Here is a 26,154-nt window from a genome sequence, read left to right as displayed (position 1 = left end):
GCGCGGCGTGACGTCGCCATGACGCTTTTGTGCCAGCCCGTGTCACCCGCCGCTGTGGAGCGGTGGGCCAGCCGGTAGAATGCATGCGATGAGTGCCGTCATTCCCCTTCCCGATCCCGCCCCGCGCGCCCGCGATCCACGCGTGGCCGAACGCGAACACCACAAGCTCGGCAAGCGCCTGCGCCGCCAGGTCGGCCAGGCCATCGCCGACTTCGGCATGATCGAGGCCGGCGACAAGGTCATGGTCTGCCTGTCAGGCGGCAAGGACAGCTACACCCTGCTGGACATCCTGCTGCAGCTGCAGAAGAAGGCGCCGGTGCCGTTCGAGCTGGTCGCGGTGAACCTGGACCAGAAGCAGCCGGGATTCCCCGAGCACGTGCTGCCGGAGTACCTGGCCGGCATCGGCGTGCCGTACCACATCATCGAGCAGGACACCTATTCGGTGGTCAGCCGGGTGATCCCGGAAGGCAAGACCATGTGTTCGCTGTGCTCGCGCATGCGACGCGGCTCGCTGTACAGCTACGCCGAGGCCAACGGTTTCACCAAGATCGCGCTGGGCCACCACCGCGACGACATGGTGGCCACGTTCTTCATGAACCTGTTCCACCACGCCAAGATCTCCGGCATGCCGCCCAAGCTGCGCAGCGACGACGGCAAGCATGTGGTGATCCGCCCGCTGGCCTACGTGCGCGAGAGCGACATCATCGATTACGCGGCGGCGCGCCGGTTCCCGATCATCCCGTGCAACCTGTGCGGCAGCCAGGAGAACCTGCAGCGCAAGCAGGTCGGGCTGATGATGCAGCAGTGGGAGAAGGACCACCCCGGCCGCATCGAGCAGATCGCACGCGCGCTGGGCGACATCCGCCCCTCGCAGATGGCCGATCCCAACCTGTTCGATTTCATGGCGCTGGGCCGCCGCGACGACGCGCCGCTGCCCGATGCGCACGCATGGCTGGCCGGCGGCGACAAGCAGGCCGCGCTTCCGCAGGAAGAGGACTGAGGCGGCGCGGCCGTCATGATTCATGCGCCGCGTCGCGGCGCTTTTTCCGGGCGGGAGGATTCCTTCCGCCGATCACGCATTTCGCAGGACATCCATGTTCTTCAAGAATCTCACCCTGTTCCGCTTTCCCACCTCGGTTGATTTCTCCGAGGTCGACACCCTGCTGCCGCACGTCGCGCTCAAGCCGGTCGGTGCGCTGGAAATGAGTTCGCGCGGCTTCATCTCGCCGTTCGGGCGCGAAGAGAAGGAGCAGTTCTCGCACCGCATCGGCGATGCGCTGTGGCTCACCGTCGGCGGCGAGGAGAAGATCCTGCCCGGCGCGGTGGTCAACGACCTGCTGGCGCGGAAGCTGGAGGAGATCGAGGAGAAGGAAGGGCGCAAGCCCGGCGGCCGCGAGCGCAAGCGGCTCAAGGATGACCTGCTGCACGAGCTGCTGCCGCGCGCCTTCGTCAAGAGCTCGCGCACCGACGCCTTCCTCGACCTGCAGCACGGTTACGTCGCGGTGGACAGCTCCAGCCGCAAGACCGGCGAGAACGTGATGAGCGACATCCGCGGCATGCTCGGCAGTTTCCCGGCGATGCCGCTGAACGCCGAGGTCGCGCCGCGCGCGATCCTGACCGCGTGGATCGCCGGCGAGCCCCTGCCCGACGGCCTGAGCCTGGGCGAAGAGTGCGAGATGAAGGACCCGGTCGAGGGCGGCGCGGTGGTCAAGTGCCAGCACCAGGAACTGCGCTGCGACGAGATCGACAAGCACCTGGACGCCGGCAAGCAGGTCACCAAGCTGGCGCTGGTGTTCGAGGACAACCTGTCCTTCGTGCTCGGCGACGACCTGATCGTGCGCAAGCTCAAGTTCCTCGACGGCGCCCTGGACCAGCTCGAACACATCGACGAGGAAGGCCGCCGCGCCGAACTCGACGCCCGGTTCGCACTGCAGAGCGGCGAGATCCGGCGCCTGTTCCTGCTGCTGGAGCAGGCGTTCAAGCTGAGCAAGGCCGACAGCTGAACAGGCGATCCGCCGACCGTCCCGGCGGCCGCCCAGGGACTATGCTGGAGCAATGACCACCCTGTTCCGCCGCCTGGCCTCCGTCGCCGCGCCCGTCATCCAGCGCGACACCGTGCGGCTGCGCCTGGACGATGCCGAGATCGACGTGCTGCGCGTGCGCGACCCGCGTGCGCGGCGGCTCAAGCTCAGCGTCGATGAACGCGGCGCGCGGCTGACCCTGCCGCTGCGCGCCAGCCTGGCGTCCGGCGAGCGCTTCCTGCAGGCCAACCGGCAGTGGCTGCAGCAGCAGCTGGCGCGGTTCGATGGCGAGGGCCTGCTGGCGCCGCCGCTGGCATTGCGCGAACCCGGCGTGCTGCCGCTGCGCGGGTCGTTGCTGCCGGTGCGCTGGCAGGAAGGCCGTTTCACCCGGATCGAGGTGGATGCCGGAGGCGCCTGCATCCAGCTGCCGGCGCGGGCCGGCGACGCTTCGCTGCGGCGCGTGCTGCGCGAGTTCTACGAGGCGCGGATGCGCGCCGATGTCGGGCACTGGCTGCCCGCTTACCTGCCGGGGCTGCCACGCGCGCCCGCGCGGGTGCGGCTGAAGGTGATGTCCTCGCAGTGGGGCTCGCTGGCGCCGGACGGTTCGATGGCGCTGGACCTGGCGCTGGCGCTGGCGCGGCCGGCGGCGTTCGAGTACGTGCTGGTCCACGAGCTGTGCCACCTGCTGCAGGCCAACCATTCGCCGGCCTTCTGGGCCGAGGTGGAGGCGCGTTTCCCGCACTGGCGGCACGAACGCGACTACCTGCGCGAGGAAGGCCGCCGGCTCAAGGCGACCCTGCGGCAGTTGCTGCGCGGCGCCTGACGCAGCCGCCTGGCGCGCATCCGCGCGCGGTCGCCGCGGCCTCAGCCGCCGGGAATCGTCCCGAGGAAATCGCGGATCACCACCGCCACCGCTTCGGGCTGGTCCATGTGCAGGTGGTGGTGCCCGGGCAGCGTGTGCAGGCGGCCATGCGCCAGCAACGCCGCGCGCTGGCTGCGCTCGGGCTCGGGAAAGTAGGGTTGCGCCGGCGTGGCATAGATCACCTGCGCCGGGCATTGGATCGCGCCCAGCACGTCGCGCACCTGCTCTTCTGTCATGCGCACCGCGGTGGGCAGCATCAGCCGCGGGTCGCTGCGCCAGCTCCAGCCCCCGGCGACCGGGCGCACGCCGCGTTCAACCAGCAGCCGCGCCGAGGCCTCGTCCAGCTGGTTGGCCAGCATGCGCGCGCGCACCGGCGCGGCGATATCGGCAAACACGCGCAACTGCTTGTCGCTGAACGCGGCCAGTGCCGCCACGTGCGCGCGCAGGCGTTCGACGGTCTGCGAGGCGGGTGCGGCAAGGCCGCCCAGCGCCTCGATGGCGACCAGCGCCTGCGTCCGCCGTGGCGCCACCGCCGCCACCAGGCTGGCGATCGCCGCACCCATCGAGTGGCCCAGCAGCACGCAGCGCTCCCAGCCCAGCGCGTCCATGATCGCCAGTACCTGCACGATCGCCTGCGGCGTGGTGTACGCCGCGTCGGCAGGCAGAGGGTCGCTCAGGCCGTGGCCGGGCAGGTCCACCAGCGCCCAGTCCAGCGCCGGCAGCCGCGCCGCCAGCGGGACGAAGCTGGCGGCGTTGTCGAGCCAGCCGTGCAGTGCCAGCACCGGCGTGCCGCCGCGGGTGCCGGCGCGGAGCCCGGCCACGCGCAGGCCGCCGGCGTCCAGTTCGAACGGCGTGGTCATGCGCCTTGGGCGACGGCCAGCGCGGCCAGCGCGCGGGCATGTGCGGGAGCGTCGTTCAGGCAGGGGATGTAGCGCATGGTGGCGCCGCGCTCGGCGACGGTGGCGGTGAAACCCATCGCCACTTCCTCCAGCGTTTCCAGACAGTCGGTGGCGAAGCCCGGGCAGACCACGTCCAGCGTCCGCGCGCCGCCCTCGGCCAGCGCCCACAGCGTGGGTTCGGCATAGGGCTGCAGCCAGCGCTCGCGGCCGAAGCGCGACTGGTAGGCCAGCTGCCAGTCGCCGTCGCCCAGTTCCAGCGCCGCGGCGATCGCCCGCGCGCTGGCTTCGCAGCGCTGCGGATACGGGTCGCCAGCGTCCGCCAGCCGCTGCGGGATGCCATGGAAGGAGAACACCAGGCGGTCGCCGCGGCCGTGCGCCTGCCAGTAGTCGCGGATCGAGGCGGCCACCGCCGCCACCCATTGCGGGTCGTCGGCATAGTCGCGGATGGTGTGGACCTGTACGTCGCGGTGGCGGGCCTGCCACTCCTGCACCTTGTCCTCGACCGAGGCCGTGGTGGTGGTCGAATACTGCGGGTACAGCGGCAGCACCACGATGCGCGTGGCACCGGCCGCGGCCAGCGCGTCCAGCGCCGGCTGCAGCGCCGGCTGGCCGTAGCGCATGGCCTCGCGTACCTGCCAGTGCGGCAGTTCGCGGGCGATGTTGGCCACCAGGCGGCGGGTATGCACCGCCAGCGGCGAGCCCTCCGCCATCCACACCTGTGCGTACTTGTGCGCCGAGCGGCCGCCGCGCAGCGGCAGGATCAATCCATACAGCAGCGGCTTCCACAGCAGGGGGGGAATCGAGACCACGCGCCGGTCGCCGAGGAACTCGGCCAGGTAGCGACGTACCGCCGGGGCGGTGGGTGTCTCGGGCGTGCCTAGGTTGACCGCGAGCAGCGCGGTGGTGGGTGCGTCGGACATGCGCGCATTGTGGCTGAAAGCCGGGAACGAGTGGAGAGGGACGAGAGGGCAGAGTAGGGGAAGGGGAGTGGGGAGGCAGGAGTGAGAGAGAAGCAACGGCAAAGCCCAAAACCAAGGCTGTCATCCATGACAAAAGGTAGAGTCGTCATCCGCCGTGCAGGCGGGAATCGCTCCTGCTCTGCCTTTTCTCACTCCTCACTTCTCTTCACTCGCCCTCGTCCATTCCTCGCCCGTTCATCGCCCCGCTTCCAATCTCGACACCTTGCCGTATCTTTCCGTGCATCGACCTGTGGAGTCCGCCATGCGCCGCCTGCCGTACATCGCCCTGCTGTTGTCCGCGAGCCTGTTGTCCGCCACCGCCCTGGCCGGGCCGCAGGAGGACCAGCGCGCCCGCAACGCCGTGCGCGTGCTCGGCGAGATCCAGGAGATCCCGGAGCAGGCCATTCCCGACAAGCTGCTCGACGAGGGCCGCGCGATCATCGTCATCCCCGACACGATCAAGGCCGGGCTGGTCCTCGGCGGCCGCCGCGGGCATGGCCTGATGTCGGTCAAGAACCCCGATGGCAGCTGGTCCAACCCGGTGTTCGTCAAGCTCACCGGTGGCAGCATCGGCTTCCAGGCCGGGGTGCAGTCCTCCGACGTGATCCTGGTGTTCCGCAACAACCGCAGCCTGGACAACATCGTCAACGGCAAGTTCACCCTGGGCGCCGACGCCGGCGTGGCCGCCGGCCCGGTCGGCCGCAGCGCCGCCGCCGCCACCGATGGCCAGCTCAAGGCCGAGATCTGGTCGTGGTCGCGCGCCCGCGGGCTGTTCGCCGGGGTGGCGCTGGATGGCGCGGTGCTGTCCATCGACGATGCCGCCAACCTCGACGCCTACGGCCAGGGCACCACCCCGCGGATGATCCTGGAGGGGCGCCTGAATGCGGCGCCTTCGGCCGACGTGGTCGCCTTCCGCGACCGCCTGGAGGAGTCCACCTACGCCGCGCGCGAGAAGCGCGGTACCCAGGGCACCGCCGCGCCGGTGGCGTCGTCGGCGCCGCGCACCCAGCCGGTCGCCGTGTCCGGCAACGCCCCGCAGCAGGGCAGCGAGGCGACCACCCAGCCGCTGCAGCCGGCCACCGCCGAGCCCGCGCCGCAGCAGGGTTTCCAGCCGGTGTCCGAAGGCGAAATCCGCACCGAATCGCTGGACGGCGGCAACTGACCTTCGGCACGGGCGTCCGGCGGGGCCGGGTGCGCTATGCTCACTGGCCTCCACACCGAATAACGCGAGCGGATCATGGGCAGTTTCAGCATCTGGCATTGGTTGATCGTGCTGGTCATCGTCGTGCTGGTGTTCGGCACCAAGCGGCTGACGAGCGGCGCCAAGGATCTGGGCAGCGCGGTCAAGGAATTCAAGAAGGGCATGCGCGATGACGACACCCCGCCAGCGCGCCTGAACGACGAATCGCGCGAGCGCGAATCCAGCCGCGATACGCAGGCCGAGCGCGACCGCGAGACGCGCTGAACCGAAGGTTCCCCGCGTGTTCGATATCGGCTTCAGCGAACTGCTGCTGATCGCGGTGGTGGCGCTGGTGGTTCTGGGCCCCGAACGGCTGCCCAAGGCGGCGCGCTTTGCCGGGTTGTGGGTGCGCCGTGCGCGCAACCAGTGGGATTCGGTCAAGCAGGAGCTCGAGCGCGAACTGCAGGCAGAGGAGCTGCAGCGCAACCTGCGCAGCGTGCGCCAGTCGGTGCAGCAGGCCGAGCGCGACCTGCACGAGGGTGCCACCCGGCTGCGCGGCGACGTCGATGCGCTGCGCGATGAAGTCGATGCCGTTGCCGCGCCCGCGCCGCCCGCCGCCGATGCAGCCGCGGACCCGGCGGCGCAGGCGCTGCCGGCGCCTGACGCCGTGCAGACCCCGGCAGCGGACATGACCGGAACGACGGGCGCAGCGCTGCCGCCGGAGCGCGCCCCATGAGCGAGAACTTCAACGAAAGCCCGCTGATCGAGCACCTGGTGGAACTGCGCGCGCGCCTGGTGCGCGGGCTGCTGGGGCTGGGCGTGGTGCTGCTGGCGCTGTTGCCGTTCGCGCGCACGCTCTACAACCACCTGGCCACGCCGCTGGTGTCGCAGCTGCCGGCCGGGCAGTCGATGATCGCCACCAATCCGGCCGGGGCGTTCTTCGCGCCGCTCAAGCTGACCTTCTTCACCGCCGTGTTCATTGCCGTGCCGTGGCTGCTGTACCAGGCCTGGGCATTCGTCGCGCCGGGCCTGTATGCGCGCGAGAAGCGCCTGGCGGTGCCGCTGCTCGCCTCGGCGGTGGCGCTGTTCTACATCGGCTGCGCGTTCGCCTATTTCCTGGTGCTGCCGGCGGTGTTCCATTTCCTGACCACCTTCCGCCCGGAGGTGATCGCCATCACCCCGGACGCCAATGCGTATTTGGATTTCGTGCTGGCGATCTTCTTCGCTTTCGGTGCGAGCTTTGAGCTGCCGGTGGCGATGGTGATCCTGGTGCTGCTGGGCTGGGTCACGCCGCAGCAGCTGCGCGAGGGGCGCGGCTACGCCATCGTCGGCATTTTCGTGCTGGCCGCGGTGCTGACCCCGCCGGACGTGGTTTCGCAGCTGATGCTGGCCATCCCGATGTGCGTGCTCTACGAGCTGGGCATCCACGCCGCGCGCTGGCTGCAACCGCGCAAGCAGCCGGTTTCCGAACCATAGGCAGGCGCGCGGCCGCGCACGACGCCATGCCACCGCCTGGCCGGCGCGGTTGCGTACCGCACCGCCGCCGTGGCGCGGCTCAGGCTTTGATGACGTGCATGTCCGGCGCCGCTGCCGTCCTGGCCGCGGCCGGGCCGAGCATCTGTTTCCAGGCCGCATACGCCGCGCCGGCGAACAACCGGCATCAGCACGGCCACTGTGCCAACGCCATGGCCACGGTCTGGCCGGCCACCAGGCCGACGATGATCGCCAGGCACGACAGCCTGGCCGGCGCGGTTGCGTACCGCTCCGCCACCGTGGCGCGGCTCAGGCTTCGATGACGTGCATGTCCGGCGCCGCTGCCGTCTTGTCCGCGGACGGGCCGAGCATCTGCTTCCAGGCCGCGTACACCGCGCCGGCGAACACCGGCATCAGCACGGCCATCAGCAGCAGCTGCGCCAACGCCATGGCCACGGTCTGGCCGGCCACCAGGCCGACGATGATCGCCAGGATCATCACCGCGAAATAGATCGCGAAGATGGCGACGAAGGCCAGCACGAAGAACACCAACATCGCCGGCAGGTTGCGCAGGCTCGAGCGCAGGCTGCGGCGCAGCGCGTGCCAGCCGCCGATGCGCTGGAACATCACCTGCGGCGGCATCACGAACAGCGCCAGGGTCAGTGCGGCGAAGGTGGCCAGCATCAGCAGCAGCCACAGCAGGATGCGCCCGGCCGGCAGCGTCGCCACCAGCGCCTCGATCTGCGCCGGGTCCGGCTGCGCGCCGGACTGGCTCAGTTCGTTGATCCGCAGCATCACCTCCGACAGCCGCTGCAGGCCGTCGCTGCCGACCAGCACCAGCAGCAGCGTGCCCAGCAGCAGCGCGGCCACCAGCTGCGGCAGCAGCGCCACCAGCAGGTGCGGGGCGCGGCCTTCGCGCACGCCCTCGAGCAGGTGCGCCGGCCGCGCCGGCCGGTTCTGGTCCACTTCGCGCACGGCCCACAGCAGGCCGCCCATGAACAGCGGCCCGGCCAGCAGCAGCAGGAACTGCACCAGGGTGCCCAGCGCCGGCACCAGCAGCGACAGCGACAGCACCAGCGAAGCGCCCACGCCCCAGAGGATGCCCAGCGAACCCAGCGCCAGCGGCGCGCGCCTGAGCAGGCCGAAGCCGGCCAGCAGCCATTCCGCGCCGGCGGAGGCCGGCACCTTGCGAATATCGCCCATTGCAGTTCCGAAAAGGGGGAGCGCCGGCACCACGCCGGCGTGGGCGGATTATCGCCCGAACCCGGCTGACGGGCGAGTCGCGCCGCGGAACCCCGCATTCCGCCAGCGGCGCGGAGCCGGTGCGCGCGCCGGCGCGGGCATCACACCGCGCGGGCGTGGCGCACGAAACGGCGCAGCAGCTGGCGTGCCTGCGGCGCGGCGCTGACCTGGCGCGCCACGGCGCGCGCGCAGCCGCCGTGGCGGGCAATGCAGTCGGCGCGGGCGCGCACGTAGCCGCGCATGTGGTGGGTGGCGAATTCCGGGTGGAACTGCAGGCCCCAGGCGTGCTCGCCCCAGCGGAAGGCGTGGCAGCCGTCCTGCGCCGAACGCGCCAGCACGGTGGCGCCGGCCGGCGCCTGGAGCACGGTCTGCAGGTGGGTGGCCTGGGCCGGGAAGCTGGGGGGCAGGCCGGCGAACAGCGGGTCGGCGGCGGCGGCCGGGTCCAGTTCCAGGCGGATGGTGCCCGATTCGCGCCCGGCCGGGTTGTAGTCCACCTGCCCGCCGAGCGCATGCGCCAGCAGCTGGTGGCCGTAGCAGATGCCCAGCAGCGGCATCCCGGCGTGGGCGGCGTCGCGCAGCCAGTCGGCGCTGCGCTCGCTCCACTCGGCGCGGTCGGTGACGAACGCGGCCGAGCCGGTGACGATGGTGGCGGCGAAACCCTGGCGCGCGGGCAGGCGTTGACCCTGTTCGACGTTGACCACCACGGTCTCGGCCTGTTCCAGGCCCGCGGCGACGCGGATCCAGTGCGGGAAACGGCCGTAACGGCGCAAGCTCGGGAACGGCTGCCCGGTTTCGATGATGAGGAACGGCGGGGGTTTCATTCCGCTGGGGGCAGGACCGACAGGACTTCCTCGATTGTAGTCAGCCCCTGCGCCACCTTTTCAAGCCCGGTCCGGCGCAGCGTGCGCAGCCCCTCGGCGCGTGCGGCGTGGCTGAAACCGGCCAGGTCCATGTCCGCGCGGATCAGCGAACGCAGCCGCGGGCCCAGTGGCAGCAGCTCATACAGGCCGATCCGGCCCAGGTAGCCGGTGCGCCGGCACTCCAGGCAACCCACCGGCGCACAGGCGTGGATGGCATCAGGTAATGCCTCATTGCCATCACGCAGCGGCGCCCAGTCCTCGTCGTCGAGCACGTCGGCGCGCTTGCAGTGCGGGCACAGCGTGCGCACCAGCCGCTGCGCCAGCACACCGTTGACGGTGGAGGCGATCAGGTAGTGCGGTACGCCCAGGTCGAGCAGGCGGGTGATGGCCGAGGGGGCGTCGTTGGTGTGCAGGGTGGACAGCACCAGGTGGCCGGTCAGCGAGGCCTGCACCGCCATCTGCGCGGTCTCCAGGTCGCGGATCTCGCCGATCATGATGATGTCCGGGTCCTGGCGCAGCAGGGTGCGCACGCCGCTGGCGAAGTCCAGGTCGATGTTGGTCTGCACCTGCATCTGGTTGAACTCGGGCGCGATCATCTCGATCGGGTCCTCCACCGTGCACACGTTGACGTCCGGCGTGGCCAGCCGCTTGAGCGTGGAGTACAGGGTGGTGGTCTTGCCCGAGCCGGTGGGGCCGGTGACCAGCACGATGCCGTGCGGGCGCGCGACCAGTTCGTTCCAGCCGGCGGCCTCCTCCGGGCTGAAGCCCAGCTGCTCGATGCTCTTGAACGCCGCGTCCGGGTCGAAGATGCGCATCACGCACTTCTCGCCGAACGCGGTGGGCATGGTCGACAGGCGCATCTCGACCTCGCGCCCGCCCGGGGAGCGGGTCTTGATGCGGCCGTCCTGCGGGCGCCGGCGCTCGGCCAGGTCCATGCGCCCGAGCACCTTGATGCGGCTGACCACGGCGGTCATCACCGCCGGCGGCAGCTCGAACACCTTGTGCAGCACGCCGTCGATGCGGAACCGCACCCGGCCCATGTCGCGGCGCGGTTCCAGGTGGATGTCGCTGGCGCGCTGCTCGTAGGCGTACTGCAGCAGCCAGTCGACGATGCTGACCACGTGGTGGTCGTCGGCGTTGACGTCGCCGGCGCGGCCCAGTTCCACCAGCTGCTCGAAGCTGGGCAGGCTGCTGCCGTCGCCGCGCGCGTCGCTGCGGGCACTGCGCACCGAGCGGGTGACGCCGAAGAACTCCATCGAGTAGCGGTGCAGGTCCAGCGGGTTGACCAGCACGATCTCGATCCGGCGCCGGGTCAGGTGCTGCAGGTCGGGTATCCAGTCGCGCGCCATCGGCTCGCTGGTGGCCACCAGCACCCGTTCGGCGTCCATCGCCAGCGGCAGGATCCGGTGGCGCCGGGCATAGGCGTGCGAGACCACGGCGGTGGCGTTGGCCACGTCCACCCGGGTCGGGTCGATGCGCAGGTAGCGGACCCCGGTGCGGCCGGCCAGCCACTCGGTCAGCCGCTCCAGCCCGAGTTCGCCGGAAGCCGGGGGCGCGGCGGCCAGCTTGAGGTTGGCCAGCAGCACCAGCGGGTGCACCTCGCTGGCGTTGCGCGCGCCCTGCGCGGAGAAGCGGATGCGCTCCTGGTCGTGCGCGGCCACCAGGCCGTCGCCCAGCACCGCCGCGGCGATGTTGGCGAACTGCAGCCGGCCGGGGGCGATGGCCACCGGGGATGGCGGGGTCGGGACGCTCGATGCGGCCGTGTGTTCCACCTGAAACTCCTTGCTGGCGCGGCCGCCGCGCGGTCGCTCGCTATACTAGCGCACCCATCCGTACGGCCCAGGCAGCATGTCCGCGACTCCCACCGTTCCCATCACTTTCCAGGGCCTGATCCAGACCCTCAACGACTACTGGGCGAAGCAGGGCTGCGTGCTGATCCAGCCGCTGGACCTGGAAGTGGGTGCCGGCACCTTCCACCCGGCCACCTTCCTGCGCTCGATCGGCCCGGAAAGCTGGAACGCCGCCTACGTGCAGCCCAGCCGCCGCCCCACCGACGGCCGCTACGGCGAGAACCCCAACCGCCTGCAGCGCTATTACCAGTACCAGGTGGCGATGAAGCCGAGCCCGGACAACATCCAGCAGCTGTACCTGGATTCGCTCAAGGCGCTGGGCATCGACCCGCTGGTGCACGACCTGCGCTTCGTCGAGGACAACTGGGAATCGCCGACCCTCGGCGCCTGGGGCCTGGGCTGGGAAGTGTGGCTCAACGGCATGGAGGTCACCCAGTTCACCTACTTCCAGCAGGCCGGCGGCCTGGAGTGCAAGCCGGTGCTGGGCGAGATCACCTACGGCCTGGAGCGGCTGTGCATGTACCTGCAGAACTGCGACAACGTCTACGACCTGGTGTGGACCTACGGTCCGGATGGCACCCCGGTCAGCTACGGCGACGTCTACCACCAGAACGAGGTGGAGCAGAGCACCTACAATTTCGAGCATGCCGACGTGGCCGAAATGTTCCACCGCTTCGACGCCTGCGAGCAGGAAGCGCAGAAGCTGGTCGAGGCCGGGCTGCCGCTGCCGGCCTATGAACAGGTGTGCAAGGCCAGCCATTCGTTCAACCTGCTGGACGCGCGCCGCGCCATCTCGGTGACCGAACGCCAGCGCTACATCCTGCGCGTGCGCGCGCTGGCCCAGGCGGTGGCCAAACTGTACGAGGCCAAGCGCCTGGAAGCGGTGGCGGCCAAGGAGGTGCAGGCATGAGCATGCAGCCGCTGCTGATCGAACTGGGCGTGGAGGAGCTGCCGGTCAAGGCGCTGCCGGGCCTGGCGCAGGCGTTCTTCGACGGCGTGATCGACGGGCTGGCCCGGCGCGGCATCGCCTTCGAGCGCGACGACGCCAAGCCGCTGTCCACCCCGCGCCGCCTGGCGGTGCTGCTGCCGGGCGTGGAAACCGAACAGCCCGAGCAGCACTCGGAAGTGTTCGGCCCGTACCTGAACATCGCGCTGGACGCCAATGGCGAACCGACCAAGGCGCTGCAGGGCTTCGCCGCCAAGGCCGGCATCGACTGGACCGCGCTGGAGCGCACCACCGACGCCAAGGGCGAGCGCTTCGTGCTGCGCTCGGTGACGCCGGGCGCGAAGACCGCCACGCTGCTGCCGGAGATCGTGCGCGAGGCCATCGCCGCGATGCCGATCCCCAAGCCGATGCGCTGGGGCGCGCACGAATACGCCTTCGCCCGCCCGGTGCACTGGCTGGTGCTGCTGCACGGCAACGACGTGGTCGACGCCGAGCTGCTCGGCCTGAAGTCCGACCGCTTCAGCCGCGGCCACCGCTTCATGGCCGACAAGCAGGTGTGGCTGAGCCACCCGTCCGATTACATCGAATCGCTGAAGGCGGCCTGCGTGCTGGTCGACGCCGACGCGCGCCGCGAGCGCATCGTGCACGAGGTCAACGCCGCCGCGGCGCAGGCCGGCGGCGTGGCGCGCATCACCGACGACAACCTGGAGCAGGTGGTCAACCTGGTCGAATGGCCGTCGGCGGTGCTGTGCAGCTTCGAGCGCGAGTTCCTGGCGGTGCCGCAGGAAGCGCTGATCGAAACGATGGAGATCAACCAGAAGTTCTTCCCGGTGCTGGATGCCGCCGGCAGGCTGACCGAGAAGTTCATCGGCATCGCCAACATCGAATCGAAGGACGTGGCCGAGGTGGCCAAGGGCTACGAGCGGGTGATCCGCCCGCGCTTCTCCGACGCCAAGTTCTTCTTCGACGAGGACCTCAAGCAGGGCCTGGCGGCGATGGGCGAAGGCCTGAAGAGCGTCACCTACCAGGCCAAGCTGGGCACGGTGGCCGACAAGGTGCAGCGGGTCGGCGCGCTGGCGCAGGTGATCGCGCCGCAGGTGGGCGCCGACCCGGTGCAGGCCAGGCGTGCCGCCGAGCTGGCCAAGAACGACCTGCAGTCGCGCATGGTGGGCGAGTTCCCGGAACTGCAGGGCATCGCCGGCCGCCACTACGCCGTGGCCGGTGGCGAATCGCCCGCGGTCGCACTGGCCATCGACGAGGCCTACCAGCCGCGCTTCGCCGCCGACGACATCGCCGCCTCGCCGCTGGGCAAGGTGCTGGCGATCGCCGAGCGCCTGGACACCCTGGCCGGTGGCTTCGCCGCGGGGCTGAAGCCGACCGGCAACAAGGACCCGTTCGCGCTGCGCCGCAATGCGCTGGGCCTGGCGCGCACGATCATCGAGTCGGGCTTCGACCTGGACCTGCCGGCGCTGCTGGTGAAAGCGTTCTGGGGCGCCGGAAGGTGTCAGCTTGTTGTTCAACGACGGGAGAAACTGGCAAAAATTGGCCAGATGAATGAGCTAGAACGGACCGTACTGCTGGCTCATCTACAGAATCCGATGGATGTCCAATATCAAGATTGGGATGAAGAAGACAAGCTGGATCCTGGTGTTGTTGCGCCCGAAAGGCTAGATGAGCTCTACGACTTCATCCTCGACCGCCTGCGCGGCTACTACGCCGACAGGGGCGTGCCGGCCACGCACTTCAACGCCGTGGCCGAGCTGAAGCCGGCCTCGCTGTACGACTTCGACCGCCGCATCGACGCCATCGGCACCTTCGCCCAGCTGCCGGAAGCCGAGGCGCTGGCCGCGGCCAACAAGCGCATCCGCAACATCCTGCGCAAGGCCGAGGGCGACATCCCCGGCACGATCGACCCGGCGCTGCTGCGCGAGCCGGCCGAGAGCGAACTGGCCGAGGCGGTGGCCGCCGCAATCGACGACACCGGCGCGGCGCTTGCGCAGAAGGACTACGTCAGCGTGCTGGGCCGGCTGGCGCGGCTGCGGCCGCAGGTCGATGCGTTCTTCGACGGGGTCATGGTCAACGCCGAGGACCCGGCGCTGCGTGGCAACCGCCTGGCGCTGCTGCGCACCCTGGGCGACCGCCTGGGCAGCGTCGCGGCGATCGAGCACCTGTCCGGCTGAGACCGCACCCTTCCCCCGCACGGCGGGGGAAGGGTCTTGCTGGTGTGGCCTGAAAGGCTGCAATCGATGCCAATAAGGCAACACTTGGTTCGATGAACTCGGCACTGGCCAACATCCTGTTTCCTGGATGCCGACGCGGCGTATTGGGCCTGCTGTTGCTGCATCCGGAGAACAGCTATCACGTGCGCGAAATCGCCCGCCTGACCGCCACTACACCCGGAACTCTGGCCCGCGAACTTTCCAAACTGGTGGAAGCGGGTCTGCTGACCCGCAGTCCGCAGGGTAGCCAGGTGCTCTACGCCGCCAATACCCCGAGGTGTTTGAGGAACTGGCCTCCATCCTGCGCAAGACTACGGGCTGGCCGAGGGGCTGGCGCAGGCGCTTGCGCCGCTGGCGGGGCAGGTCCGCGCAGCTTTCGTGTTCGGCTCCAGCGCCAGCGGCAAGACCCGCCCAGGCAGTGATGTGGACGTGCTGTTGATCGGCGGGGATCGGGGTACGCCGAAGTGGTCTCGGCGCTGTATCCAGCGCAGGAAACCCTGGGTCGGGAGATCAACCCGAAGCTGTATTCAGCGACGGAATGGCGGAAACTTGCCACGGGCGATGGCGCGTTCTACCGCGACGTGATGGCCAGGCCCAAGCTGTTCCTGATAGGAGGCGAGGAGGAACTTGGATAGCGGGTCAGGATCGGCCAGTTGGAGCAGGTCGCGGCGCAACCGGGTGACGGCAGCGCCTGCTGGAGGCGGCGCAACGCGCGCTGCGGGACGCCGGCACGCCTGGCCTGAGCCACGAAAGCCGTTTCGACATCGCCCATCGCGCCATCATGCAGGCGGCCAAGGCTGCCCTGCGGTCCAGCGGCTATTGCACCCTGACCAGCAAGCCCGGCCATCATCAGACGAGGATCCAGGCCCTGCCGTTGACCCTGGGCCTGGTCAAGAGGGTGGTCATCCAGCTCGACGCACTGCGCAAACAGCGCAACGTGATCGGTTACAGCGGCGATCTGGTCGGGGAGGCGATGATCATCGAGGCTCGGCGGCATGCGGCGGCATTGATCGAAGCGGTAACCCGTCAGAACCGCTCCAGCGGATAGTAACTGTGATTATTGGGACCCGGCGGATCGTCCGCAGCCGCCAGCCGCTGCCCCGCGACAACGCAATTCCGTAAGACGTGGGTCGTGAAAGGAATGGAGCAAGGTATCGTCGCAACGGTCCCGTCCTGGCCGGGCAGAAAGGCATGCAGGGCCGGCGTCTGTCTTCATGGCCACGACCGGTCATGGGCGTACCCGGTCGGAATGGGGGACGGGACACTGACTCCCTGCATGTCGCATCGTTGCGCTTCGTCGAGATCAGGACGCGACCCGGCACGCCTTCCGCGCGCGAAGCCGTGGTGGCGTGTCTGCTCGCCCTTCATCTTCTGTGCCGTGATTCTCCGGTCACGTTCGGCCCGGTATGCTGCCGCGATGCTGCCTGCCCGAATCACTCGTCCCCTCCTTGCCGTTGCCCTGCTGGCAGCCTTCTCCGCCCATGCCCGCGGCACGATCGAGAAGGTCCAGATCAAGGGGCTGGACAAGGGCGACGACGCGGCGATCATCGAGAACATCGAGGTGTCGCTGTCGCTGTACGACACCATCGGCAAGGTGCAGGGCGAGTCGCGCCTGGAATACCTGCTGTCGCAGGCCGAGCGGCAGACCCGGCAGGCGCTGGAGCCGTTCGACTACTACAACCCGACCATCACCGTGGACGCCCCGCGCGAGGGCGACACCGTGCGGGTGGTGATCGAGGTCGACAAGGGCGAGCCGGTGCGGGTACGGCAGTCGGAGGTGGTCATCACCGGCCCGGCCGCGCGCGACCGCTACCTGCAGCGGGACCTGGAGGACTTCCAGCCGCGCGAGGGCGAGCCGTTCGACCACAGTACCTACGAGGCAAGCAAGGTGGTCATCACCCGGCGCCTGTCCGAGCGCGGCTACTTCGACTCGGACTTCACCCAGCGCAAGGTCGAGATCACCCGCGCGCAGAACGCGGCCGACATCTTCCTGAGCTGGGACAGCGGCCGCCGCTACAACATGGGCCGGATCACCTTCAACCAGGACTACTTCCGCCCCGGCCTGTTCGACCCGCTGGTGTACTGGGAGCAGGGCAGCTACTGGCACGAGGGCAAGCTCGACCGGCTGCGCGAATCGCTGACCAAGCTGGACTACTTCAGCACGATCGACATCCAGCCGCGCCCGGAAGACGCCTATGGCGACGGCGAGGTGCCGGTGGACGTGAACCTGACCCTGGCCAAGCGCACCATCTACACCGCCGGCCTCAGCTACGGCAGCGAGAGCGGCCCGGGTGTGCGCGGCGGGGTGGAGCGGCGCTACGTCAACAGCCGCGGGCACAAGCTCAATACGCAGCTGGACTACGCGCAGAAGCGCAAGAGCCTGGTCACCAGCTACCGGATACCCGCGTTCCGCTGGCTCGACGGCTGGTACACCTTCGCGGTCAGCGCCTACGACGAGCAGACCCGCTACATCGACATGCGCAATTTCAAGCTGATCGGCAGCCGCAGCGGCGAGATCAACGAGTACTGGACCGCCATCGCCTCGGTCAACGCACTGCGCGAGCGCTGGCGCTACAGCTCCGGCGACCAGTTCACCGACGCGGTCTACCAGTACTCGACGCTGGTGTACCCGCAGTTGACCGCCGACTACGTGGACGTGGACGACAAGGCGTTCCCGCGCCACGGCTTCAGCGGCAACGCCACCCTGCGCGGCGGCATCGAGGGCGCCGGTTCGGATACCAGCTTCATCCAGGCCGATGCCACGCTGCGTTGGTATGTGCCGCTGGGCGACAGCGACCGCCTGATCCTGCGCGGCCAGGCCGGCACCACCTGGACCAGCGACCTGGTGGCGATGCCGCCGAGCCTGCGCTACTTCGCCGGTGGCGACCGTTCGATCCGCGGCTACGCATGGCGTGAAGTGGGGCCGCGCACGCCCGCCCCGGACAAGTACGCGCTCGGCGCCAAGCACCTGGTGGTCGGCTCGGCCGAGTACGAGCATTACTTCGGTGGCGGTCCGTGGGGCGCGGCGGTGTTCGTCGATACCGGCAGCGCCTTCGACAACACCATCGACCTGCATACCGGCGTGGGCCTTGGCGTGCGCTGGAAATCGCCGGTCGGGCCGGTGCGCATCGACATCGCCCATGGCCTGAACCACCCCGACTCGCAGTTCCAGCTGTACCTGAACATCGGAGCCGACCTGTGAGCCGCCGTCCCGCGTCCGCCGCGCCTGCCGACATCACCCCCGAGGAACGCGAGGCGCGCATCGCCGAACTGCGCGCGCGGCGCCGCGCGCGGATGCGCACGCTGGCGATCCGCAGCGGCATCGGCATCGGCGTGCTGGTGGTGCTGGCGTCGCTGGCGCTGTACTGGCTGCTGCAGACCGTGGCCGGCCGCGACGTGCTGCTGGCGCAGGTGGTGGCGCGGCTGCCGGCCGATTCGTCGCTGACCTGGAGCAAGGTCGAAGGCCCGCTGGCCGGGCCGCTGGTGCTGCACGACCTGGACTTCCGCTACCAGGACATCCACTTCAGCGCCGCCCAGGCCTACCTGGACCCGGACATCCGCCCGCTGCTGGGGCGCAAGCTGCGCCTGGACCTGCTGCGCATCACCGACGCGCAGCTGGAACTGGGGCCGCCGGAGGAGAAGCCGTTCGAGCTGCCGCGCTGGCCGGACGTGCTGCCGGCCATCACCCTGCCGCTGGCGTTGCAGGCCGACACCATCGAGATCGATGGCCTGCGCATCGTCCAGCAGGATGCGCCGCCGATCGACATCATCCGCCTCCGCGGTGGCCTGGAAGCGGCCGACGGCGAGTTCCGCGCCATCGGCCTGCGGGTGGACGGCAACCTGGGCGATTTCCGCATCGACGGCCACTACCTGCCGCGCCAGGACTACCGCACCGATCTCACCGTGCGCGCGCTGATGCCGGCGCGGCCGGGCCAGCCGCGGGCGCGGTTGGGGCTGGTCGCGCGCGGCGACCTGGCGCACATGGAGGTGGCGCTGGCCGGTTACGCCCCGCGGCCGCTGCATGCCAGCCTGGTGCTGGACGGCCGCGACGACCCGGTGTGGAGCGTGGCCGCGCGCAGCGAGGAACTGGACCTGGGCCAGCTGGTGCCGGCGCAGTATCTGGCGCAGGCGCCCGTGCCACTGGCGCTGGATTTCAACGCGCGCGGGCGTGGCGGCAGCGCGCGGCTGCAGGGCCGCGTGCGCCAGGGCGACCAGGAACTGGTGCTGGCGCCGTCCAGCATCGTCATCGACAACCAGGTGTTGACCGTCTCGCCGTTGGTGGCCGAGGCCTTCGGTGGCGAGCTGCGCCTGCAGGGCAGCGCCGACTTCAGCGACACGCAGAACCCCGGCTTCCGCTTCGCGGTGGTCGCCAGCCAGCTGACCTGGACCCCCGCGCCCGATCCGTCGGCGCCCGGCATCACGCCGGTGCCGATGCACCTGAAGGAGGCGCGCCTGGGCGTGGCTGGCACCCTGAAGAACTGGGCGGCGATCGGCAAGGCCGAGGTGGCGCGCGAGAACCAGGACGCCCGCCTCGACTTCGACCTGCGCGGCAGCGACCAGCAGGCGCGCATCGAGAAGCTCGAGGCGACCACGCCCGGCGGCTCGCTCGGCCTGACCGGTTCGGCGGCCTGGCAGCCGGCGCTGTCGTGGGACGTGGATGCGCGCCTGGCCAGCTTCGACCCCGGCTATTTCGTGCCCGGGTGGGAAGGCAAGCTGTCCGGCACGCTGGCCTCGCGCGGCAAGCAGCTGCCGTCGCCGGCCGGCGCCGCGGACATGCGGTTCGAGGCCACCCTGGACGTGCCGCAGCTCAAGGGCCGGCTGCGTGGCCGCAGCGTCGACGCGCGTGCCCGGCTGGCCCTGCAGGGCACCCAGGGCGAAGGCGAGGTGCGGCTGGTGATGGGCGACAGCCGCATCGAGGCCAAGGGCAAGGTGGGCGAGCGCCTCGCCGTGGATGCGCGGCTGCAGCCGCTGCACCTGTCCGACCTGCTGCCCGGCGCCAGCGGCAGCCTGGCCGGGACCCTGCAGCTGCGGGGCACGCCGGCCCAGCCGGACGTCACCGCCGACCTGCGCGGCGACGGGCTGCGCTGGGACGACTGGAAGGCCGGCCACGTCAGCATCACCGGCCACCTGCCATGGAAGGGCGACAACGGTGCACTGCAGGTGCAGGGCAGCGCGGTGGAGGCGGGCCTGCTGCTGGACAGCGTGCGCCTGGATGCGCGCGGCAGCGTGCAGAACCTGCGGCTCGACGCCGATGTCCGCAACGACCTGGCGGCACTCGCCCTGGGCGGCAGCGTGCGCCAGGCCGGGCCGGCATGGCGCGGCGAACTGGCGGCGCTGCGGGTGGCCCCGGCCAAGGGCGCACCCTGGCAGTTGCGCCAGGCCGCGGCCTTCAGCGTGCAGGGCGGCAACATCGCCCTGGGCGATACCTGCCTGGGTTCGGACACCGGCGGCGCGCTGTGCGTGGGCGCCAACTGGCCGCGCGAAGGCGTCCACCTGCGTGGCGATGCATTGCCGCTGGCGCTGGTGCAGCCGTGGCTGCCGCCGAACGCGGGCCGGCGCATCTACCTGCGCGGCGAGGTCACCCTCGATGGCCAGCTGCGCCCGCGCGGCAAGGCCTGGGAAGGCAGCTTCAAGGTCGCCTCGGCCGAAGGCGGCATCCGCCTGGGCGACAACGCCCGCGGCGAACTGGTGCGCTACGACCACTTCTCCATCAACGTGGACATGCAGCCCGGCGGCATCAACGGCTACCTCGGCGTCGGTTTCCAGGGCGACGGCTTCGTCGATGCCAAGGTGCGGACCGGCTGGGAGCCGAACGCCGCGCTCAACGGCGAGCTGTACCTGAACATGTCGCGGCTGTACTGGATGGAGCTGTTCTCGCCCGACCTGGTACGGCCCAAGGGCCTGGTCGAAGGCCATGTCAGCCTGCGCGGCACGCGTGCCCAGCCCTCGCTTGGCGGCGAGGCCAGGCTCAGCGATTTCAGCGGCGAGTTCCCGGCGCTGGGCCTGGCCCTGAGCGAAGGCAAGGGCAGCTTCACCGCGCAGCCGGATGGCTCGGCGCGCATCGCCGCGGAGGTGAAGACCGGCGGCGAAGGCGCGCTGAAGGTGCAGGGCGGCCTGTCCTGGTTCGGTGACGCGCAGCCGCTGCAGCTGCACATCGGTGGCGACAGGGTGCTGGTGTCCAACACCAGCGAACTGCGCGTGGTCGCCAACCCCGACCTCGATTTCACCCTGGCCGGCACCGCCATGGAGCTGCGCGGCAGCGTGCACGTGCCCGAGGCGGCGATCGACCTGGAGCGCCTGGACCGTGGCACTTCGGTGTCCGAGGACGTGGTGGTGCTCGACCCGGTCGATCCGGAGGAATCGCGTGCCTCGCCGCTGGACATGGACCTGGCGGTCAGCCTCGGCGACAAGGTGAAGATGAGCGGCTTCGGCCTGAAGGGCGCGCTCACCGGCAAGATGCAGGTGCGCGCCCGCCCCGGCCGCGAGATGACCGCCAACGGCGGGCTGGAAGTCAGCGGCCGCTACAAGGCCTACGGCCAGGACCTGACCATCACCCAGGGCCAGCTGCTGTGGAACCACGGCATCGTCTCCGACCCGCGCATCAACATCCGCGCCCAGCGCGGCATCGGCGAGGTCACCGCCGGCATCGTCGTCACCGGCCGCGCGCAGCAGCCGCGCGTGGACGTGTGGTCCGATCCGGCGATGTCGCAGTCCGAGGCACTGTCCTACCTGGTACTCGGCCGCAGCCTGAGCATGGCCAGCAGCGACCAGGCGCAGCAGGTCAATGCCGCTTCCGCGGCGCTGTCGGCCGGCAGCGGCCTGCTCGCCGCGCAGGTCGGCGCCCGGCTCGGCCTGGACGACGCCGGGGTCAGCCAGTCGCGCGCGCTGGGTGGCGCGGTGATCGGCGTGGGCAAGTTCATCACCCCCAAGCTGTACATCGGCTATGGCGTATCGCTGATCGGCAGCGGCTCGGTGCTGACCCTCAAGTACCTGCTGCGCCGCGGCTTCGACATCGAGGTCGAATCGAGCACGGTGGAGAACCGCGGCTCGGTGAACTGGCGCAAGGAGAAGTAGCCGGGCCCGCGTACCGTGTCCGCGGTCTCCCGGGCTACCGGTCCATCGACCGGGCGCGGCATGGCCAGGCGCATGCGCGGCGGGCAACACCACGCCGCCGCGCCGCCCGGTTCACGGCGCGGACGTGGCGGCGACGGGGGAGACGACCGCCCCGCGCAGCACCGGTCTGCCGGCGACCACGTCGGTCCATACCAGGCGCGCGCTGCCGCGGTCGGCGAGCAGGCGCGGGAAGCCGGTGCCGCGCCCGCGGCCCTGCAGGAGCGCAACCCGCAGGCGGCCGAGCTCGCGCTCCAGCGAGGGGCTGTAGCGGGCAAGCCACAGCGATTGCCCGCGCGCATCCTCGCGCAGCCACGCCAGCCACAGGCCATCGGCGTCGGCTGCTACCTGCACCCGTCCCTGCACCGCGGTGCCGCGGTCCGGCACCCACGGCGCGCCGAAAGTGGCGCCGCCGTCGCCGCTGTGGGCCAGGCGCAGCAGCGGTTCGCCCTGCGGCGCGGTGTACCACGCCACCCAGGCCTCGTCCCCGTAAGCGGTGACCGCGGGGCCGTTCACCGGGCACGCCGGCATGACCCAGTCGTCGGCATGCACCCGCCGTGACGGCTGCCAGCCGCCGGCGACGCGGCGGCGCAGGTGGATGTCGCGGACCTCGCCGGTGTCGCGACCGCGATACACCAGCAGGATGCCGCTGGCGCCGGCGTGGGCGCCGGTCTGGCAACAGTCGCAGGTCATCGCGTCCAGCTCCTGCTCGTCGTGCTTGCGCAGCCGGGCATCGAAGCGCGCACTGCGCAGGGTCATCGCGCCTTGGCCATGGCCTTGACCGTGGCCGTTGCCGTGCCCGGTGCCTGCGGTGCGACGTCCATCCAGCCAGGCGATGCCCATGCCATCGGCGCCTTCGGGCCACAACGAGACGAAGCCGTGCTCGGTGGCCGTCCGGTCATCGTGCACGGTGACCGGTGCCGACCACTGCCGGCCATCGGCTGAGCGCGCCAGCAGCACGTCGTAGGCATGCGGGTTGCCGGCGGACCGGCGCAGCCATTGCGCCCACAGCGCGCCATCGGCACTGGCGCGCAGGTGCGGGGTGTCGGCCCAGTTCACGAACCAGTCGTCGCCGCGTGCGATCTGCCGCGCAGGCTGCCAGCGGCCAGCGGAAAAGCGCGCGTAGCGCAGCTGGTGGCCGCGCGCGTCCGGCGCCAGCCACGACAGCAGCAGGCTGCCGTCGGGTGCGGCCACCAGGTCCGGCTGCGCGGCGCTCGCATCGGCCGGCAACGGCCACGGTTCGGCGTGCAGCCGCAGGGCCGGGCCGGCGGCCGGCGCCGTGGGCGCCGGCACATCGCCGGAACATGCACCGAGCAGCGCGCACGCCAGCGCGAGGGAAGCGGGGAAGATGCGCATGTGCGCAGGATAGCGGCATCGTGACCGTTGGCGGTTGCCCGCCCACCGGGGCCCGGCTACTGTCGCCGCCTGTTCTGTACCTGCTGGAGTTCCGATGAAGCGCACACCGCTTGCCGCCGCCCTGGCGCTGGGCATGAGCCTGGCTGCCGCCGCCAACGCCAACGAGGGCATGTGGATGCCCACCCAGTTGCCGGCACTGGCGAAGACGTTGAAGGAGGCCGGTTTCAAGGGTGACCCGTCGACGCTGGCCGACGTCACCGCACCGCCGCTGAGCGCGGTGGTGCGGGTGGGCGGCGGCACCGGCGCGTTCGTCTCCGGCGATGGCCTGCTGCTGACCAACCACCACGTTGCCTACGGGGTGATCCAGTACAACGCCAGCAAGGAGCACGACACCATCAACGACGGCTTCATCGCCCAGAGTCGCGATGACGAGCGGGCCGCCAACCCGGACTACCGGGTGCTGGTGACGGTGGGCTTCGACAAGGTCACCGACGAGGTGCTGCAGGAGGCGCGCGGCAAGACCGGCCGCGCCTACTACGACGCGGTGGAGAACGCGCGCAAGCGCATCGTCGCCGACTGCGAGGCCGAGGGCGGGGTGCGCTGCTCGGTGGCCAACATGTACTACGGCAGCGATTTCTACCGCATCCGCCAGCTGGAGCTGACCGACATCCGCCTGGTCTACGCACCGCCGCGCGCGATCGGCAATTACGGCGACGAGATCGACAACTTCATGTGGCCGCGCCACACCGGCGACTTCACCCTGCTGCGCGCCTACGTCGGCAAGGACGGCAAGCCGGCGCCCTACAGCAAGGACAATGTGCCGTACCACCCGCCGGCACACCTGAAGATATCGCTGGACGGCCCCAGGGAAGGCGACTACGCGATGCTGGCCGGTTACCCGGGCACCACCTACCGGCTGCGCACCGCCGCCGAGTTCGCCAACCAGATCGACACCGTGCTGCCGCGCCGCGTGGAGGTGTTCCAGCAGCTGATCGACGTGATCGAGGCGCAGGGCAAGGGCAACGCCGATGCGCGCACCCGCTACGCCTCGCAGCTGCAGTCGCTGAAGAACAACCGCAAGCGTGCCGCCGGCGAGCTGGAGGGCCTGCTGCGCAGCGATGCCAAGGCCCAGCGCGCACAGGACGAGCAGGCGATGCTGGCCGCGACCGACGCCCGCTACAAGGCCGACATCGATGCGTTGTCCGCCTCGCTGGCCGCCGAGCGCGACGCCGGCGCCGGCGACTTCCTGGTGACGCTGATGTCCAGCCAGACCCAGCTGCTGCGCTCGGCCATGCTGCTGGAGCGCCTGCGCATCGAATCGGCCAAGCCCGACGCCGCGCGTGAGAGCGGTTACCAGCAGCGCGACCAGGCGCTGATCGAAGGCGTGCTCAGGCAGGTGCAGCGCCGCTACGACCCGGCCGTGGAGAAGGCGCTGCTCACCGCGCTGCTCACCCGTTACCAGCAGTTGCCGGACGCCCGCCGCGATGCCCGCTACGACGCGTTGTTCGGGCGCACCCCGGAACAGCTGCGCAAGGCGCTGGACACCCTGTACGCCGATACCCGGCTGGGCGACGAGGCGCAGCGGCTGTCGCGCTTCGAGGCGGCGCGCAAGGGCGGCGCACTCGAGGCCGACCCGCTGCTGGCGGCGGCCGCCACCCTGGTGGCGGCGCAGCTGGACGCCGAGCGCGAAAGCAAGCAACGCGAGGGCGAACAGCTGCGCCTGCGCCCGTCCTACATGCAGGCGCTGTTCGCCTGGCGCGCCAGCCAGGGCCGCGCCGTGTACCCGGACGCCAACAGCACGCTGCGCATCAGCTACGGCAAGGTCGAGGCGCTGCATCCGCGCGACGCGGTCAGCTACTCGCCGGTGACGACCGTGGCCGGCATCGTCGAAAAGAACACCAACGCGGTGCCGTTCGACGCACCCAGGCCACTGCTGGCGGCCATCGCCAAGGGTGATTTCGGCAGCACCGCCGATCCGGCGCTGAAGACCCAGACGGTCAACTTCCTGACCAACCTGGACACCACCGGCGGCAACTCCGGTTCGCCGGTGCTCAATGCGCGGGGCGAGCTGATCGGCCTGAACTTCGATTCCAACTGGGAGTCGGTCAGCGCCAGCTGGTGGTTCGACCCGCGCTACAAGCGTGCCGTGCACGTGGACATGCGCTACCTGCGCTGGCTGCTGGCCAAGGTCTACCCGGCGCCGGCGCTGCTGGCCGAGATGGGCCTGCCGCGGGAGTAGGTGCCTGCGCGACGCCGGGCCCGGCCGGATGCCGGCCGGGCCTTGGCGCCGCCCCGTCCGGCCAGCGCGGCCGGGCCGTAGTGGGACACCGCTGGCCTAGAATGGCCGGGCGAACAGGGCGGGACAGGTCGTGGGGAAGCACTGATGCAGGTGGATCGTGAACTGGCGGCGGCCGAGGCCGGCGCCAGGCTGGATGGCATACGGATCTGGGTCGTCGAAGACGACCCCGAGTGGCGCGGCATGGTGGTCGACGAGCTCGAGTACCACGGCGCCGAGGTGCGCGGCATCGACAGCGTCGAGGCGCTCTACCGCGAACTGGCGGTGGACCGCTGCGACATCCTGGTGCTGGACGTCGGCCTGCCCGGCGAGGATGGCTTGAGCGCCACCGGCCACCTGCGGCGGATGGATGGCATGGGCATCGTGCTGGTCACCGGCCGCAGCGGCACCGCCGACATGGCCCACGGGCTGTCCGTGGGCGCCGATGTCTACCTGCCCAAGCCGCTGGAACTGCCGGTGCTGGTGGCCGCGCTGCACAGCCTGCACCGGCGCATGTCGCAGTCCGCGCCGGCGCTGGCCGCCGCCGGCGAAACCGTCGCCGCGTGGAGCCTGCGCTCGGACGGATGGGATCTGCAGGCCCCCAACGGCAAGGTACTCACCCTGACCGTGGCCGAACGCGGCTTCCTGCGCGAACTGTTCGCCGCCCACGGCGAGGCGGTCGAACGCGAGCGGCTGATCGCCGCGGTGACCGACCAGCCCTGGGATTTCGACCCGCACCGGCTCGAGGTACTGGTGCACCGCCTGCGCACCCGGGTACGCAACGCTACCGGCGCCATGCTGCCGGTACGCGCGCTGCGCGGCGTCGGCTACCTGCTGGCGTCCGAACCCGCCGCCTGACTCCGGTTCCGCTTTCCAGCTGCCGCTGTGGGTGAACGCCGGAG

22 protein-coding genes are annotated in these 26,154 nt (G+C 70.5%); 16 read left to right on the top strand and 6 right to left on the bottom strand.

The window, feature by feature from the left end; genetic code table 11:
- Window positions 1-88 precede the first annotated feature (88 nt).
- The 3 genes from ttcA to AC06E6_RS10995 all read left to right on the top strand — a co-directional run bounded on the left by ttcA (window position 89) and on the right by AC06E6_RS10995 (window position 2,844).
- Window positions 89-1,000, top strand: a complete 912-nt coding sequence (gene ttcA, locus AC06E6_RS11005; RefSeq protein WP_199776740.1) for a tRNA 2-thiocytidine(32) synthetase TtcA — start codon at window positions 89-91, stop codon at window positions 998-1,000.
- 94 nt (window positions 1,001-1,094) lie between these two features.
- Window positions 1,095-2,003: a recombination-associated protein RdgC gene (locus AC06E6_RS11000; RefSeq protein WP_104939995.1), complete on the top strand. Its 909-nt coding sequence runs from the start codon at window positions 1,095-1,097 to the stop codon at window positions 2,001-2,003.
- A gap of 52 nt (window positions 2,004-2,055) precedes the next feature.
- Window positions 2,056-2,844 (top strand): M48 family metallopeptidase, encoded by a 789-nt coding sequence (locus tag AC06E6_RS10995; RefSeq protein WP_240213073.1) that lies wholly within the window; start codon window positions 2,056-2,058, stop codon window positions 2,842-2,844.
- 41 nt (window positions 2,845-2,885) lie between these two features.
- Here the strand turns inward: AC06E6_RS10995 and AC06E6_RS10990 are convergent, their stop codons facing one another.
- Together AC06E6_RS10990 and hemH are read right to left on the bottom strand one after the other, a co-directional pair.
- Window positions 2,886-3,743 carry an alpha/beta fold hydrolase gene (locus tag AC06E6_RS10990; RefSeq protein WP_478061314.1) on the bottom strand — a complete coding sequence of 286 codons (858 nt, stop codon included), beginning with the start codon at window positions 3,741-3,743 and terminating at the stop codon, window positions 2,886-2,888.
- Complete coding sequence (gene hemH / locus AC06E6_RS10985; protein WP_104939992.1) at window positions 3,740-4,702, bottom strand: ferrochelatase; 963 nt, start codon at window positions 4,700-4,702, stop codon at window positions 3,740-3,742. The genes AC06E6_RS10990 and hemH overlap by 4 nt, the downstream gene beginning before the upstream one ends.
- 301 nt (window positions 4,703-5,003) lie before the next feature.
- Between hemH and AC06E6_RS10980 the strand changes: the two genes are divergently transcribed.
- From AC06E6_RS10980 to AC06E6_RS10960, 5 genes are all read left to right on the top strand, one after another.
- Window positions 5,004-5,903 (top strand): lipid-binding SYLF domain-containing protein, encoded by a 900-nt coding sequence (locus AC06E6_RS10980; protein WP_240213075.1) that lies wholly within the window; start codon window positions 5,004-5,006, stop codon window positions 5,901-5,903.
- Window positions 5,904-5,978: 75 nt separating this feature from the next.
- The gene (gene tatA / locus AC06E6_RS10975) at window positions 5,979-6,206 is read left to right on the top strand and encodes a Sec-independent protein translocase subunit TatA (RefSeq protein ID WP_104939991.1); all 228 of its coding nucleotides are present in this window, start codon (window positions 5,979-5,981) and stop codon (window positions 6,204-6,206) included.
- 16 nt (window positions 6,207-6,222) lie between these two features.
- Window positions 6,223-6,657, top strand: coding sequence for a Sec-independent protein translocase protein TatB (tatB, locus tag AC06E6_RS10970; RefSeq protein WP_240213076.1), 435 nt, complete (start codon window positions 6,223-6,225; stop codon window positions 6,655-6,657).
- Window positions 6,654-7,397, top strand: a complete 744-nt coding sequence (gene tatC / locus AC06E6_RS10965; RefSeq protein WP_240213077.1) for a twin-arginine translocase subunit TatC — start codon at window positions 6,654-6,656, stop codon at window positions 7,395-7,397. The genes tatB and tatC overlap by 4 nt, the downstream gene beginning before the upstream one ends.
- Window positions 7,398-7,495: 98 nt before the next feature.
- Window positions 7,496-7,717, top strand: a complete 222-nt coding sequence (locus AC06E6_RS10960) for a hypothetical protein (protein WP_240213078.1) — start codon at window positions 7,496-7,498, stop codon at window positions 7,715-7,717.
- Here AC06E6_RS10960 and AC06E6_RS10955 read toward each other — a convergent pair.
- From AC06E6_RS10955 to AC06E6_RS10945, 3 genes are all read right to left on the bottom strand, one after another.
- Window positions 7,704-8,597 (bottom strand): BPSS1780 family membrane protein, encoded by an 894-nt coding sequence (locus AC06E6_RS10955; protein WP_240213079.1) that lies wholly within the window; start codon window positions 8,595-8,597, stop codon window positions 7,704-7,706. The two genes, AC06E6_RS10960 and AC06E6_RS10955, sit on opposite strands and share 14 nt — an antisense overlap.
- 140 nt (window positions 8,598-8,737) lie before the next feature.
- Window positions 8,738-9,457: a glutamine amidotransferase gene (locus AC06E6_RS10950; protein WP_240213080.1), complete on the bottom strand. Its 720-nt coding sequence runs from the start codon at window positions 9,455-9,457 to the stop codon at window positions 8,738-8,740.
- Window positions 9,454-11,223: a GspE/PulE family protein gene (locus AC06E6_RS10945; RefSeq protein ID WP_104939983.1), complete on the bottom strand. Its 1,770-nt coding sequence runs from the start codon at window positions 11,221-11,223 to the stop codon at window positions 9,454-9,456. The genes AC06E6_RS10950 and AC06E6_RS10945 overlap by 4 nt, the downstream gene beginning before the upstream one ends.
- A gap of 121 nt (window positions 11,224-11,344) precedes the next feature.
- On the opposite strand from AC06E6_RS10945, the gene glyQ reads away from it, so the two are divergent.
- The 6 genes from glyQ to AC06E6_RS10915 all read left to right on the top strand — a co-directional run bounded on the left by glyQ (window position 11,345) and on the right by AC06E6_RS10915 (window position 21,585).
- Window positions 11,345-12,256 (top strand): glycine--tRNA ligase subunit alpha, encoded by a 912-nt coding sequence (gene glyQ / locus AC06E6_RS10940; RefSeq protein WP_104939982.1) that lies wholly within the window; start codon window positions 11,345-11,347, stop codon window positions 12,254-12,256.
- The gene (gene glyS / locus AC06E6_RS10935; RefSeq protein WP_240213081.1) at window positions 12,253-14,472 is read left to right on the top strand and encodes a glycine--tRNA ligase subunit beta; all 2,220 of its coding nucleotides are present in this window, start codon (window positions 12,253-12,255) and stop codon (window positions 14,470-14,472) included. The genes glyQ and glyS overlap by 4 nt, the downstream gene beginning before the upstream one ends.
- A gap of 417 nt (window positions 14,473-14,889) precedes the next feature.
- Window positions 14,890-15,096: a nucleotidyltransferase domain-containing protein gene (locus AC06E6_RS10930; protein ID WP_478061310.1), complete on the top strand. Its 207-nt coding sequence runs from the start codon at window positions 14,890-14,892 to the stop codon at window positions 15,094-15,096.
- Window positions 15,097-15,292: 196 nt separating this feature from the next.
- Window positions 15,293-15,559 (top strand): hypothetical protein, encoded by a 267-nt coding sequence (locus tag AC06E6_RS10925; RefSeq protein ID WP_240213082.1) that lies wholly within the window; start codon window positions 15,293-15,295, stop codon window positions 15,557-15,559.
- Window positions 15,560-15,928: 369 nt separating this feature from the next.
- Window positions 15,929-17,713 (top strand): autotransporter assembly complex protein TamA, encoded by a 1,785-nt coding sequence (locus AC06E6_RS10920; RefSeq protein WP_478061308.1) that lies wholly within the window; start codon window positions 15,929-15,931, stop codon window positions 17,711-17,713.
- Window positions 17,714-17,805: 92 nt separating this feature from the next.
- The gene (locus AC06E6_RS10915; protein ID WP_478061429.1) at window positions 17,806-21,585 is read left to right on the top strand and encodes a translocation/assembly module TamB domain-containing protein; all 3,780 of its coding nucleotides are present in this window, start codon (window positions 17,806-17,808) and stop codon (window positions 21,583-21,585) included.
- 111 nt (window positions 21,586-21,696) lie between these two features.
- On the opposite strand, the gene AC06E6_RS10910 is transcribed toward AC06E6_RS10915, so the two are convergent.
- Complete coding sequence (locus tag AC06E6_RS10910) at window positions 21,697-22,977, bottom strand: hypothetical protein (RefSeq protein ID WP_478061306.1); 1,281 nt, start codon at window positions 22,975-22,977, stop codon at window positions 21,697-21,699.
- A 94-nt stretch (window positions 22,978-23,071) separates the two neighbouring features.
- On the opposite strand from AC06E6_RS10910, the gene AC06E6_RS10905 reads away from it, so the two are divergent.
- Entirely contained in the window at window positions 23,072-25,216 is a 2,145-nt protein-coding gene (locus AC06E6_RS10905) for a S46 family peptidase (protein ID WP_478061304.1), read from the top strand.
- A 144-nt stretch (window positions 25,217-25,360) separates the two neighbouring features.
- Complete coding sequence (locus AC06E6_RS10900; protein ID WP_161614539.1) at window positions 25,361-26,110, top strand: response regulator transcription factor; 750 nt, start codon at window positions 25,361-25,363, stop codon at window positions 26,108-26,110.
- Window positions 26,111-26,154 lie beyond the last annotated feature (44 nt).

The organism is Stenotrophomonas sp. Steno-Z10-HUANG (genome assembly GCF_056393075.1).
This window is presented reverse-complemented; position numbering and strand designations above follow the sequence as displayed.